We start from the raw sequence: 14,535 nt of genomic DNA, 5'->3' as shown, positions 1-14,535 counted from the left end.
GAAATAATAGAAAATTTTAATTAAAAATAGACAATTAATACGTATTTAAATAAATAAGGTTATTGAAGATTTTTAACTACTAATGTAGTATATATCCATAGAAATGTTGAAATTGGTTGACCGCTTTTTTACAAAAAAAGAATGTAGCTAACTAATTTTATTATTTACTTCACATTTATGGTCTAAAAGGCTATAGAGAGGGGATTATATGTATGATTTATTAATTAAGAGCGGACAGGTAGTTACACCTGATCTAGTTCAGGAGGCTAATATTGCTGTCAAAGATGGCAAGATCGCAGCTATCCTAGCAAAGGGTGATGAACCTGAAGCGACTAATGTAATTGATGCAGCTGGCAAGCAGGTTTTTCCTGGAGCTATCGACACTCATGCTCATCTTAATGACCCGGGTTATGAGTGGAGAGAAGATTATGAGCATGGAACCGCAGCAGCTGTAGTTGGCGGATATACAACCGTTATTGATATGCCACTTCAAAATGAACCAGCGCTCACGACACCTGAGATTTTCGACGCTAAGTTAGCAAAGGTTCAACCTAATGCGTACTCTGACTTTGCGTTCTGGGGCGGCCTTGTTCCTGGTAATCTTGACCAGCTGAAGGGACTCGATGAGCGAGGAGTAATCGCTTTCAAGTCATTTCTTGGGCCAGTTTCACCAGACTATTCACCGTTGACATATGGTCAGGCATATCAGGCTATGAAAATCATTAAGGAGTTTGGTGGCATGGCTGGATTTCATTGCGAAGATTTTGCGATGATCAAAGAAGGGGAAAGGGCTCAGAAAGAAGCTGGTAATCTAACGTGGAGAGGTTTTCTCGATTCAAGAACTCCAGCATCGGAAATCGTAGCGACAGAAACCGTAGTAGAAATTGCGAAGGAGCTCGAGTGCCGTGCACACATCTGTCACGTGAGCCATCCGGCAGCTGCCGAGAAGGTATATGAGGCGCAGTGTGAAGGATATCAGGTGTCTGCTGAGACATGCGGACATTACCTATCATTTACAGAAGAAGATGTACTAAAAAATGGTCCACTTTTCAAGTGTGCTCCTCCTCTTAGAACTGAGGCAGATGTGGAAGGTATGTGGATGTGCGTGGAATCAGGTGTTTTCGCTGGATTAGCATCAGATCATTCACCTTGTACATATGATGAGAAGTTCAATGAAATTTTAGGACAGAAGATAGAGAATGTATTTGACGTATGGGGTGGAATTAGTGGCATTCAGAGTGGTATTCAGGCGATTTACTCTGAGGGAGTCATTAAGCGCGGAGTTGACCCACGTGTCCTTGCTAACTCATGGGCTAAGCTACCTGCTGAGGCATTCCATATTTATGGAAAGAAAGGTGATATCAAGGTTGGCTTTGACGCTGATATCGTGATCATCGATCCAGAGAGGGAATGGGAGATTACAGCTGATTCACTATACTATGTAAATAAGATTTCTGCATTTGTAGGAATGAAAGGTAAGGGTTTACCTGTAGCTACTTTCGTAAGAGGAGAGCTAATGGCAGAAGACGGTAAGCTTGTTGGTCAGAAGGGCACAGGCGAACTGGTTAAGAGACTATTCTAAACGAAATTATTTGAAAAATTAAGGAGAATATTTTAATGAGTATTGTAGATAACAAAACACTTGATCCGAATCTTGTTGTCGGAGTCAATGAAGACCTACAGCCGACAAAGAGTCGAATCATGGGATCGCTATCTTACACAGCATCGTTTCTAGGTGGTTGTGTATCCATAGGTACATTTTCGATGGGATCAGCGCTCATAGGCACACTTACAATCGCTCAGGCTATTCTAGCTATGACGATTGGATGCCTTGTAATTGCAATTGCGTTAGTTCTTATCGGTAATGCAGGACACAAGTATGGTATGCCATACGTCGTTCAGTTAAGATCTAGCTTCGGTACAACTGGTGTAAAGATTCCAGGAGTTCTTAGAGGTCTTCCGGCTATTGTGTGGTTTGGATTCCAGTCATGGGTCGGAGCTGGTGCTATCAACAGCTGCTTCAAGATTCTTTGGGGATTCGACAACCTTCCAGTTGTATTTGGCCTCTTCACACTGCTTCAGGTTAGCCTTGCAATCAAAGGATTCCACGGCATCAAGTGGCTCGAGAACTTCTCTTGCGTATTTATTGTAGCAATCCTTGCATACATGCTATACGTGGTAAAGACAAAGTTCGCTGTAGATATCAGTGCATCGTTTGCAAATGTTAAGGGTACATGGGGCATGCCTTTCTGGGCTGCGACAACATCATTTCTTGGAATCTACTCGACAATGATCATCAACGCATCAGATTATTCGAGAAACCTAAAGGATGATATAAAGTCTGTTAAGACTGGTTCGATTTACACTATCGCTATTCTGCCCGTAACACTGTTCATGGGTCTCATCGGACTTCTCGTTACGGCAGCAACAGGAAACTCTGATCCAGTAGTTGTGTTCTCAACAACGATGGGAAGCAAGTTCCTCACAGTTATTACACTGCTATTTATCGCATTCGCGCAGGTTACTACTAATGTGCTCAACAATATCGTTCCACCAGCATACGTTCTGATGGAGTCATTCAAAATGAAGTGGTCACATGCGACAGTGCTCGTTGGTATCCTATCTGTCTGCGTTATGCCTTGGAAGCTCGTTACAGCTGATTCAGCTGCAGGACTATCCCTTTTCACAAAGGTATAATCCGCATTCCTAGGACCTATCTTTGCTGTAATGGTTGTAGACTACTACTTCCTACGTAAGAGCACGCTTGATATCAATAATCTTTACGACAAGCAGGGACCTTTCAAGGGAATCAACTGGGCAGCTATAATTTCAATCGCTGTTGGAGCCCTCGTATCAGTATTCGTCGTAGACCTATCCTGGTATGTCAGCCTAATCCCAACAGGGATTGTTTACTACCTACTGATGAAGTACATGCCATCATCTAAGAACTTTAGGGCTGGAACAATCTTTGAAGACTAGAATGTTAAAATTCATAAATTTATTTAATAATTATATGAAACAATGGAGAGATGTAAATAGTATCTCTCTCCATTGCATTAGAAAGGAGGATTAGACATGTATGATCTAATTATCAAAAACGGTAAGCTGGTTACACCAGACCGTGTCTATGAAGCAGATATTGCTGTAAAAGACGGCAAGTACGCTGCATTCTTAGCTCCAGGAACAGAGGCTGAAGCTACAGAAGTAATCGATGCAGAGGGAAACCTAGTCTATCCAGGAATCATAGATTGTCACGCCCACCTCAACGAGCCTGGGTTCGATTACAGAGAAGATTTTGAGACCGGTTCAAGAGCCGCCGCTGTTGCAGGCTGTACAACTCTTATCGATATGCCTCTCAATAATGATCCTTCTCTTATGAATAAAGAGATTTTCGACCTTAAGATGAGTAAAATATCGAAGCATTCATACATCGACTTCGGTCTATGGGGTGGAATTGTAGGAGACTTCGATGATGATCCGGATTCAGTCCACAATAACCTTGCCGACCTCATAGATCTTGAGAAGGCTGGTGTCGCTGCGTTTAAGGGATTCACTTGCCCTAACGGATCGCTTTTTCCTACCGTTAATATGGGTAATGTTCGTGAAGCGCTTGAAATACTAAAGCCATATGATGCCCTCTGTGGATTCCACTGCGAGGAGTATGGACAGGTTATAGAGAGAGAAAAGAAGGCCAAGGCTATGACCAGTCTTTCAAGACAAGAAAAAATCAGAGCTTTCCTTGATTCTCATGATGTATGGACAGAATACGTTGCTACTAAGAATGTTATAGACATGGCTAGGGCTACAGGTGGTAGAGTTCATATCTGTCACGTAAGTCATCCTATGGTTGCACAGGTTGTTAAGGAAGCTCAGTACGAGGGACTACCAATAACTGCTGAGACGTGCCCTCATTACCTAGGCTTCTCAGAAGATTTCGTGTTTGAAAAGGGCGGACCAGCTAAGTGCACACCACCTCTAAGAACTAAGGAAGATGTAGAAAAGCTTTGGAATTATGTACTCGATGGAACTTTATCTTGCGTTGGTAGTGACCACTCACCGGCTGCGGACGAGGAAAAGGATAATGAGTCGAGAGACATTTGGCAGGCATGGGGCGGACTCAACGCTATCCAGTTCTTCCTGCCTATGATGTTCGATATGGTGGTACATCAGAAGAAGCTTTGCCCAAGCCTAATAGCTAAGGTTATGGACTATAACCCTGCAAAGGTATTCGGTTTCTATGGACAGAAGGGTGCATTTGAGATTGGATTTGATGCAGATGCAGTAATTCTCGATCCAGAGAAACCTTGGAAGATTGAGCAGGAGAAACTCTTCACTAAGGGACACGTGACATGCTTCGACGGGCTAGAAGGAAAGGGTGCTCCGACTTGCACAGTTATCCGTGGTCACGTTGTTGCTAAGGACGGTATGTATGTAGAAGAAGCTAAGGGCTTTGGAAAGTATGTAACACCAGTTAGATAAAGGTGCTAAAAAATTAAGGGAGAACAATATGAGTACAGAAAATAAGAACGTAAATACCTCAAATAATGAGGGCGAGAGCATAAGACCGATTCCGTGGGAGAAACGTACCATGAGCTGGGGATCGAACACTATGCTTTGGCTCGGTGGATGTATCTCTATCGGAACTCTGGCAATGGGATCCGCTCAGATGGAGACAGGGCTTAATCTAATACAGCTGTTTCTAGCAGTGCTGCTTGGTTCAACAATCCTAGTAGTTGGAATAGCTATGAATGACCAGTTTGGTTATAAGACTGGAGCACCATATTCCATTCATCTCAAGAGTGCATATGGTACTAAGGGAAATGTACTTCCATCTATGATTAGGGGTCTTCCGGCTATAGTATGGTATGGATACCAGACATGGCTAGGTGGAGCAGCTATCAACAATATTTCGAAGCTGCTATTCCACTATGATAATATCTGGCTATTCTTCATTCTCTTCCAGATTGTGCAGATTCTTCTCTCAATCAAGGGATTCAAGGGTGCAAAGTGGGTCGGAAACATCGGTGGAACTGTAATTGTAATCGCAATGTTCTATCTGCTTTACATATGCCTAACAACCCAGTGGGATGCTATTTCAGCTAGTCTAATGCATAAGAGCGGTACATGGGGACTTCCATTTGTTGCATCTGTAATCGCATTCTTCGGAAACTCAACTACAGTAATGCTCAATGCTTCAGACTATTCTCGTGAGATGAAGCAAGGCTATAGCGCACCTGTAAGAGGTCTATCGTATTTTATGGCTATGGTTCCTGCTACAGTAATGCTTGGAATTATCGGTGCTATGGCTTCAACAGCTACTGGAATTGCAAATCCAATCAATGCGTTTGTGGAGATGGTAGATAATAAGATTGTATTAGTTGTTACGCTGGCATTTATCATATTTGCACAACTTTCGACAAACCTTGCAAGTAACGTTATTCCGCCAGCATATGTGTTCATGGATACATTTAAGATGAAGCACAGGACTGCAGTAATACTAATCGGAATTCTTGCAGTTGCAACTTGCCCATGGATATTAACTAACGATAGCTCAGCTGTTGGACTATCGCTATTTGTTAAGATTTACTCGGCGTTCTTCGCTCCAATATTTGCTATCCTAATCGTGGATTACTTCATTCTTCATAAGAGAAACTTCACTAAGGAGCAGTTAGATGACTTATATGATCCAAATGGATCGAAGGCTGGTGTAAATATGGCAGCTATCATCGCGACTGTAGTAGGTGCGGCAATCGGACTTTACAAGGTTGACCTTTCATTCTTCACAGCTACAATTCCTACAGGGGTTATCTATTACCTGCTAATGAAGAATATGAAGTCTTGTGAGAACTTCAGAAAAGGAACTACACTCGAGAAATAAACGAGTAGCTATCATAATTGTGGGATTTTGGTATAATATCTATAATGTTATGAAAGCGAGGGCTAGATATGAATGAAAAGATGACACAAGCCGAAAGGCTAGATTTTCTAGTCAGAGAGTTTAAAGCTGATTCCATCGATTATAAAGATTTACAGACACCAGGGGATGTAGTTGGCAAAAGACGACTTCTTCGTTCGCTGATGAATATACGTAGCCCGCTCCACATTGATGATTTAATTTTGAAAGTCCAAGATGAATATTTAAAAGGTGTGGCAGAGGAGCATGGGATTGTTGAAGTGATGGAAATTCCAGTTCGAAGCGACTGTCTATCAATATGGCAAGGAGATATCACTAGGTTATCAGTAGATGCGATAGTAAATGCTGCTAATTCACAGATGCTTGGATGTTTTATTCCTATGCATAACTGTATAGACAACTGTATACATACATTCGCAGGGGTGCAGCTTAGAGATGAGTGTAACAGGCAGATGAACCAGCTAAGGGCTAAGTTCGGTGCTGACTATGAGCAGCCAACTGGAGTTCCAATGCTCACAGATGGATACAATTTACCAGCGAAGAAGGTTATACATGTTGTTGGCCCTATTGTGCAGTTTAACCTCACTCCTCTACTTGAGCAAGATCTTGCGAATTGTTATATCAACACACTTAATATGTGCTTAGAAAATAATTTAAAGACAGTAGCGTTCTGCTGTATATCGACAGGAGTATTTCACTTTCCTAACGAGCGCGCTGCAGAAATTGCAGTTAGTACTGTAAGAAGCTGGCTCTCGGAACACCCAGGGGTTATGGAAAGAGTGATATTTAACGTATTTAAGGATGAAGATAGAGGATATTATGAGAAACTCACTTAGAGATAGGCCTAATGGATATATAGAGAGTATAGAGATAGGTCAGGCGGTGATGAGCTACCTGAAAGGTCAGATGGTTTATGGTGAAGGTTCTATTCTAGAAAGATCTGCGAAATTGGTGGCAGCTATAGAAGCATCCGATACTGTAATCATCGGAGCAGGGGCAGGACTTTCAACCTCGGCGGGTTTTACGTATAGCGGCGAACGATTTGAAAGATATTTTTTGACTTTGCAGAGGAGTATGGAATAACCGATATATATTCTGGTGGCTTTTTCCCATTTCCTGACGATGAAACTCGCTGGGCTTGGTGGGCAAGAGCAATTTATTACAACAGATATACAAAGGCTCCTAAGCCTGTTTATGAAAAGCTTCTTCAGGTTGTGAAAGGGAAAGATTATTTTGTAGTTACTACTAATGTTGATCATCAGTTCCAGAGGGCAGGTTTTGATAAAAAGAGGCTATTCTATACACAGGGAGACTTTGGGCTGTTCCAAAGTCAGGATGGTAAGGATGGCATGACCTTTGACAACGAAGTTTGGGTTAATAGAGCTATGGAGGCACAGGGATTCATACGTGATGATTATGGTGAATTCGATGTACCTCATAATAAGTCAATTAAAATGCAGATACCTTCTAACTTAATTCCTCGTATGCCAACCACAGGAGGGGCGGTTACAAATAACTTAAGATCTGATGGGACATTCGTCGAAGATGCTGGCTGGCGAGATGCCTCGGCAAGATATTCGGATTTCCTGCGTAGACACGAAAATATGAAGGTACTATTTCTAGAGCTTGGTGTCGGTGCAAACACACCGGTGATAATAAAGTTTCCGTTCTGGCAGATGGCGATTACAAATAATAACTCAACATATGCGTGTATTAACTACGGAGAAGCATTTTGTCCAGTAGAGCTTGAAGATAGAAGCATATGTATAAGCAGCGATATAGGTGATGTGCTTGAAAGAATATTATAGTTATAACTAATCTTAGGAGAATTTGAGTTGTATGAATATCTTAATTGAAAAAGGCATAAATGATGCTAATGCATTGTCTTTATGTGAATGGTCTAATGATAAGGGTAAGGATTTTCAAGAACAATGGATGGGGAACAAGGTATCTTATCCACTTGATTGTGACAAAATAAGAAAACTTGAAAATGTTTTTTCAATTTTTAGTGACGATGAGTTTGTCGGGATAATACAAGAAATAAGATCAAGTAAAGATAGTATCCACATCGGTAGGTTTGTAATAAATCCTGAAAAAACAGGCATGGGCTTAGGTTCAATGGCATTAAAAGAATTTCTAAAATACATTTTCGATAATAAAAACGTTAATAGCATTACCTTATCAGTTTTTGATTCTAATAAAGTTGCTAAGAACTTATATGAAAAGCAAGGGTTTAGAATAGAGAAAATAATTGAGAACCCAAAGCTAAAATATACTATGAGAAAATACAGATGAATTTTTATACTGAATTTCTCATAGCATCTGATTATATTTAAATATTATTTGATACAAATGAAATAGTCTTATTAAGAAGTTCAACTGTCTCAGGTTCATTCGTATTCCTGTCGAAGTCATGTTCAGGTATAGAGACAACGAATTTATCCGGATGATATTTATTACATAAGGCGATGAATTCGCTATATGGAACATCTGTGTCACCTGTGCTATGTGCAGCAAATAAAGGCGCTGGAAGACTATCTACGGCTCTTAACGTGTATAATAAAAAGAAATATTTATCGCGACCCTCGTATATCAAGTCTTTCCATTTGCCAGTCTGCCTTGCATATATATATGTGCTGAAATAGGTAGCTATATCACCTCGATATACAATTTCTTTATCGTGAATCTTCGTAGAGCCTTCTTCGACAAGAGGGAGTTTCATATAGTTTGGGCTCGGCGCATCGTACCAGCCGTCACACAAAAATCCATAACCGTAGTATGAAATTATACCGTTCAGTTTGAAGTGGAGCTGATTGCTAGCAGATGCGAGCAGTGCGAGGTAAGCTCCTGCTGATCGACCCCATACGAATAATGGGAGATCGCTTCTAAGACCAGTTAGCTCAAAACAATTATTTATAGAATTAATTATGTCTTCTAGAATAGAATCAATCTTCGCCTGTGGGGCAAGAGGGTAATCAATAGCTAAAATTGCGTATCCCTCGTCTATCAATCTCTCTTTATGTAATCCTGGCAAATCATTCGCATTACCACACAGCAGTCCGCCACCGTGTATGTATACGATTAAAGTGCGTATAGTAGAATCACTAGGATAATAAAGAGTGAATCTTCTTGACGAGTTAATACTGTTTCCTTTTGAAACCGTAATATTCTTAACATCTAACATGATTTTAATAACTCCTTCAACTGCTATCCAAAAAAATTTTATATTAAAAATAAAAATTATCTGACCAATGAATTATTAATTAATAAATAAAAATAGATGATGTATATTTTAATTACATTGTATTAGAAAATCCGCAAAATAAATATAGCTTAGAAAGCTTGAAAATACATGATAAATACAATGAAATCTTATAGAATTATATAACACTATTAGATAAAATTCAAAAAAGCAATAAGGACGATATTTAGAACATAAAATTTCGAACTTACACTTGAAAAAAAGGTTGAAAGATGATTAAATTGTAATAGAAAATTGGTTGATAAGTTTCACCAAATTAAAAGTCTATTATTATTAAACATGAGGAAGAGAGGTAAACTTCATGAGTTATTTAAACAATAATACTGGTTACAGAGAGACACTACTTTCGACAAGATCTGTTTATAAGAAGGGTAAGTACACTATTCTTGAGCCAGACGGCATCGTTAAGAACGTTATCCCTGGCTACGAGAACTGCGATACAACTATTCTAGGTTCACCTGCTATGGGCGCATCATTTGCTGATTATATTTCAACAGTTCATCCAGGCGGAAAGAACGATAAAATCGGAGGAGATGGAATCGAATCTTTTCTATATGTAATTAGTGGAGAGCTTACAGTAAAGAATGCTGATAAAGAGGCTGATCTGACAGAGGGTGGTTACATTTATTCGCCAGCAGATAAGCCATTCAGCTTCGTAAACAATAGCGACAAGGACGCTTTCGTTTATATCTACAGAAGAAGATACAACCCACTTCCTGGAAAAGAAGCTTACACAGTTGTTGCAAATATTAACGATACACCTTGGAAGGATTACGAGGGAATGACAAACTGTCAGAGCAAAGACTTTCTACCAGCAGCAGAGGATCTAGGATTTGATATGAACATGCACGTGCTGAAATTTGCTCCAGGTGCATGCCATGGATATATCGAAACTCACATTCAGGAGCATGGCGCATACTTCCTACAGGGTAAGGGGATGTACGTGCTAGATGATGAGTGGGTTCCTCTACAGAAGGGTGACTATGTATTCATGGACTCATACGTACCACAGGCTTGCTACGGTGTAGGTACTGAAGACTTTATCTACATCTACTCAAAGGATTGCAACAGAGACGTTGAGCTGTAAGTTTAAACAATATTATGAATTGTTGGTAACAGGTTCGCGTCATAGATGCGGACCTGTTTTATAGAAAGAATTTGTATATGCAGGTTCATGGAGGAAAAAAACAAGTGAAATTATCGAGAGAAGAATTAAAGGGCTTAATGAAAAATAAACTCATGCAGGCGGGACTACATGCTGATGACGCTGAAACTACAGCAGAGATTCTTACTTGGGCTCATGAAAGAGGTTACTATTCTCACGGTGCAGTAAGAGTTGAGTATTATAGTGAGAGAATTGCTAAAGGTGGAATCACAGTTGAGCCAAACATGACTTGGAAGGAAACTGGACCATGCTCTGGAATCCTTGATGGAGATAATGGAATAGGTTTTACTGTTGCTAAGGCAGGCATGGAAAAAGCTATTGAGATGGCTAAGAAGAATGGAATCGCTGTTGTGGGAATGGCAAACCTTTCACACTCGGGATCCATTGGTTACTACACAGAGATGGCTGCAGATGAAGGTCTACTAGCAATTTCGTTCTGTCAGTCAGATCCTATGGCAGTTCCTTACGGTGGTGCTGAACCATATTACGGAACAAACCCTATGTCATTTGCAGCTCCAACCGCTGATGATAGAAAGATAGTATTTGATATGGCTACTACAGTTCAGGCTTGGGGAAAGATTCTAGATAAGAGATCTAAGCATGAGGAAATTCCTGCAGATTGGGCAGTGGATGAGAATGGTGCTCCTGTTACAGATCCGCATAAGGTTAATGCTCTTAACCCTATTGCTGGGGCTAAGGGATATGGGCTTATGATGCTCGTCGATGTATTCTCTGGAATTCTTCTTGGTGTACCATTCGGTGGTCATGTTAGCTCCATGTACCACGATCTTTCAGAGGGCAGAAGACTTGGTCAGATGCATATCGTAATTGACCCAGAGAGATTTGTCGGTGCAGAGGCCTTCAAGAAGGCTATGAGCCAGTGCCTAGACGAACTTGATGCAATGAAGCCTGCTCCAGGATTTGATAAGGTAAACTTCCCTGGAGAGAGAGCTAAGAATAGAATGGAAAAGGCTTATGCAACAGGTGGTTTAGATGTTGCAGACGAACTAGTTGAGTATTTAAAGGGTGAACCGGTTCACTTTAATAGATATGATCACAAGAATAGATTTGCTGACTAATATAAAAGGGAGAGAATAAATGCTAAAGACAATTGTAAAAGCAGGAAGTTATCATGATTCTGTTACCCTAATGCTACTTACTAATGCGGTTTCGACAGTTGATGGTGTAAACAAGGTATCCATCATGATGGCAACTCCAGCTAACAAGGACATTTTTAAGCAGAGTGGGCTTGAGACTGAAGAGCTAATGAACGCAACTGCTAACGATATGGTAGTTGTTGCTGATGTATCAGAAGAGAGCGTGCTCGCTGCGCTTATGGATAAGGTTGACGAGTACTTTGCAAAGGAAGCAAATGCTGATAAAAAAAGCGAAGGAAATAAATCAGCAAAGAGCTGGGATCAGGCGCTTAAGCAGATGCCAGATGCTAACCTAGCAGTAATCTCGATTCCAGGAGCTTACGCTGCACTTGAGGCAGATAGAGCTCTCGACGAGGGCATGAATGTATTCATGTTCTCCGACAATGTAACAATTGAGGATGAGAAGAAGATCAAGGATAAGGCTCACGAGAAAGGTCTCGTGGTTATGGGTCCAGACTGTGGAACGGGAATCATTCAGAGTGTGCCAATTGCATTTACAAACACTGTAAATCCTGGATCAATTGGCATCATTGGTGCTTCTGGAACGGGTATTCAGGAGCTCACAACTATTATCGATAGACTGGGTGAGGGTGTAACAAATGCTATCGGCACTGGTGGACGTGACCTCTCTGAAGAAGTTGGCGGTACCACTATGATGGATGTCATCGATGCTATGGAAAAGGATCAGACAGTCAAGGTGCTCGTTGTTATCTCTAAACCACCAGCAAAGTCAGTAAGAGACAAGATTGCAGCAAGACTTAGCGTTTATAGTAAGCCTGTAGTTTGCTTATTCCTAGGTGAGAAGCCAGAATATTACGAAGAAGGTCTGTATCAGACTTATACACTTGATGAGTGTGCTCGTCTTGCAGTGAGCTTAGTAAGAGGCCAGAAAGTGGCTGAAGGGACTGTTGATTGCGACAGGTCTAAGTTTTTCAAGCCTGAAGATAAGAAGACAATCAAAGCGTATTACTCCGGCGGTACATTGGCAGGCGAGGCTGCTATGATGATTAAGGATGCCCTTAAGATTACTGATAATACTTATGCAGATGGATTTAAGCTAAATCACGATGGCCACGTTGTAATCGACCTAGGCGATGACATGTATACTCAGGGCAAGCCACACCCTATGACTGATCCTACAAAGAGAGTGGAGTGCATGGAAGAGGCTATGGACGACCCTAGCACAGGTGTAATCCTATTCGATGTTGTTCTAGGATATGGTTCTCATGACGATATGGCTGGCGCTCTTATTCCGGCTGTTGAGACATTAAAGAATAAGGCTAAATCTCAGAATAGAGAAATTTTCTTCGTAGCAGAGGTTTGCGGAACAAGAAATGATTATCAGGGTTATGACGAATCTGTTAAGAAGCTTCAGGATGCAGGCGTAATCGTAGCGGAGACTAACAAGCTAGCCGTTGAGATTGCTATCGAAGCTGTAGGATATAAATTCACTGAGGAGCCAAAAGAAACAAGACCTAAGGAAGTAAAAGAATTTACTCCAGCTGAGCCTTCGGAAAAGCTTTTATCGATGCTTTCACACAAGCCAAAGGTAATTAACATCGGTCTTAAGAGCTTTGCAGAAGTTACAGCTAAGTTTGGATGCGATGTAGTTCAATATGATTGGATGCCACCAGCAGGAGGAAACATTGAGCTCATTAAGGCTCTTAACTTCCTCAGAAACTACGAGGGCTTTGATATCGACGAAGCAAACCGCAAGGTTATCGCTAAGGTTGTAGCTGCACAGCCAGTTCTGAAGGATAATGTTCCAGCTATGACTGTTATTTCAGAGCTCAACGAGAACAATGGAAGAGTAATACTTCACGCTGGTCCTCCTATTGAGTATAAGGATATGCCTGCTACAGTACAGGGCTCTTGTGTAGGTGCAGTATTGTTCGAAGAGTGGGCAGATAATGAAGCTGATGCGCGTAAGCTCCTTGAGTCTGGTGAAATTAAGTTCATTCCTTGTCACCACTGTAATGCAGTAGGACCTATGGGAGGAATTACTACTCAGCATATGCCAGTGTTCGTAGTTCAGAACGAAACTGATGGTAATTATGCATACTGCCAGATGAACGAAGGAATAGGAAAGGTTCTTAGATTCGGTGCATACTCAGAAGAGGTTGTAAACAGACTAAGATGGATGAGAGATGTTCTAGGTCCAACCCTCGGAAGAGCTATAAGAAGCATTGAAGGTGGACTGAATGTTAATCCATTAATTGCTAAGGCGATTGCTATGGGTGATGAATTCCACCAGAGAAATATCGCTGCTTCTCTATGCTTCCTAAAGGAAATGGCACCGATAATCACTGATATGGATATGCCAGAGGATGAAAAGTCTCAGGTAATCAAGTTCCTGTCTGATACAGATCAGTTCTTCCTCAATATAATGATGGCTACAGGAAAGTCAATTATGGATGGAGCTAGAAGACTTACAGAAGGAACTGTAGTAACTGCAATGTGCAGAAATGGTGTAAATTTCGGAATCCGTATCGCAGGTATGGGAGATGAGTGGTTCACTGGACCAGTTAATACACCTCAGGGACTCTACTTTACAGGATATGACGGTGAAGATGCGTGCCCAGATATCGGTGATAGCGCTATTACAGAAACCGTTGGAGTTGGTGGTATGGCTATGATTGCTGCACCAGCTGTAACAAGATTTGTTGGTGCTGGGGGATACGAGGATGCTCTAAATACATCAAATGAGATGACAGAGATCACAATCGATAGAAACCCTAATTATATAATTCCAAATTGGAATTTCACTGGTACCTGCCTAGGAATCGACGCAAGACTTGTCGTTGAAAAGGGAATCACTCCTGTAATCAATACAGGTATTGCTCACAAGATTGCGGGATTTGGTCAGATCGGTGCCGGAACAGTGCACCCACCAATTGAGGCATTTGAAAAAGCAGTTCTTGCGTATGCAAAGAAGCTTGGTTTCTAGAGCGTATAGAAATCTTATAAGACAAAACAACGTAGCGGCCTGAGAAATCAGGTCGTTACTATTATTAGACGATATCAAGGGGGATATAAA

Annotated in this window: 11 protein-coding genes and 1 pseudogene; 11 read left to right on the top strand and 1 reads right to left on the bottom strand. The window is 41.1% G+C overall.

Annotated elements, in window-relative coordinates; genetic code table 11:
• Positions 1-208: 208 nt before the first annotated feature.
• The 8 genes and pseudogenes from allB (QU661_RS05290) (at position 209) to QU661_RS05260 (ending at position 8,209) form a co-directional block, all read left to right on the top strand.
• A complete protein-coding gene (allB, locus tag QU661_RS05290; protein WP_304989219.1) occupies positions 209-1,582 on the top strand; it encodes an allantoinase AllB in 1,374 nt (457 codons plus the stop codon).
• Between the two features lie 35 nt (positions 1,583-1,617).
• Positions 1,618-2,979: pseudogene (locus QU661_RS05285) on the top strand (NCS1 family transporter).
• A gap of 96 nt (positions 2,980-3,075) precedes the next feature.
• The gene (gene allB / locus QU661_RS05280) at positions 3,076-4,479 is read left to right on the top strand and encodes an allantoinase AllB (RefSeq protein ID WP_304989218.1); all 1,404 of its coding nucleotides are present in this window, start codon (positions 3,076-3,078) and stop codon (positions 4,477-4,479) included.
• A 28-nt stretch (positions 4,480-4,507) separates the two neighbouring features.
• Positions 4,508-5,878 carry an NCS1 family transporter gene (locus tag QU661_RS05275; protein WP_304989217.1) on the top strand — a complete coding sequence of 457 codons (1,371 nt, stop codon included), beginning with the start codon at positions 4,508-4,510 and terminating at the stop codon, positions 5,876-5,878.
• A 68-nt stretch (positions 5,879-5,946) separates the two neighbouring features.
• Positions 5,947-6,750, top strand: a complete 804-nt coding sequence (locus QU661_RS05270; protein ID WP_304989216.1) for a protein-ADP-ribose hydrolase — start codon at positions 5,947-5,949, stop codon at positions 6,748-6,750.
• Positions 6,734-6,997: a hypothetical protein gene (locus QU661_RS08330; protein ID WP_330692426.1), complete on the top strand. Its 264-nt coding sequence runs from the start codon at positions 6,734-6,736 to the stop codon at positions 6,995-6,997. Before QU661_RS05270 ends, QU661_RS08330 begins: the two co-directional genes overlap by 17 nt.
• 131 nt (positions 6,998-7,128) lie before the next feature.
• Positions 7,129-7,722, top strand: a complete 594-nt coding sequence (locus QU661_RS08325; protein WP_330692425.1) for an SIR2 family NAD-dependent protein deacylase — start codon at positions 7,129-7,131, stop codon at positions 7,720-7,722.
• 31 nt (positions 7,723-7,753) lie between these two features.
• Positions 7,754-8,209 (top strand): GNAT family N-acetyltransferase, encoded by a 456-nt coding sequence (locus QU661_RS05260; RefSeq protein ID WP_297969648.1) that lies wholly within the window; start codon positions 7,754-7,756, stop codon positions 8,207-8,209.
• 37 nt (positions 8,210-8,246) lie between these two features.
• On the opposite strand, the gene QU661_RS05255 is transcribed toward QU661_RS05260, so the two are convergent.
• Entirely contained in the window at positions 8,247-9,098 is an 852-nt protein-coding gene (locus QU661_RS05255) for an alpha/beta hydrolase (protein ID WP_304989215.1), read from the bottom strand.
• Between the two features lie 379 nt (positions 9,099-9,477).
• On the opposite strand from QU661_RS05255, the gene allE reads away from it, so the two are divergent.
• The 3 genes from allE to QU661_RS05240 all read left to right on the top strand — a co-directional run bounded on the left by allE (position 9,478) and on the right by QU661_RS05240 (position 14,445).
• Positions 9,478-10,263, top strand: a complete 786-nt coding sequence (gene allE, locus QU661_RS05250) for a (S)-ureidoglycine aminohydrolase (protein WP_106057069.1) — start codon at positions 9,478-9,480, stop codon at positions 10,261-10,263.
• A gap of 104 nt (positions 10,264-10,367) precedes the next feature.
• On the top strand, positions 10,368-11,420 hold the full coding sequence (gene allD / locus QU661_RS05245; protein WP_304989214.1) for an ureidoglycolate dehydrogenase: 1,053 nt from the start codon (positions 10,368-10,370) through the stop codon (positions 11,418-11,420).
• 19 nt (positions 11,421-11,439) lie between these two features.
• Entirely contained in the window at positions 11,440-14,445 is a 3,006-nt protein-coding gene (locus QU661_RS05240) for a bifunctional FdrA/YlbE family protein (RefSeq protein ID WP_304989213.1), read from the top strand.
• Positions 14,446-14,535: the final 90 nt, after the last annotated feature.

It is taken from the genome of Mogibacterium neglectum, from assembly GCF_030644205.1.
Classification (GTDB): domain Bacteria; phylum Bacillota; class Clostridia; order Peptostreptococcales; family Anaerovoracaceae; genus Mogibacterium; species Mogibacterium neglectum.
Note: the sequence above shows the minus strand (reverse complement) of the source record. Positions and strands in the feature narration are given on the sequence as shown.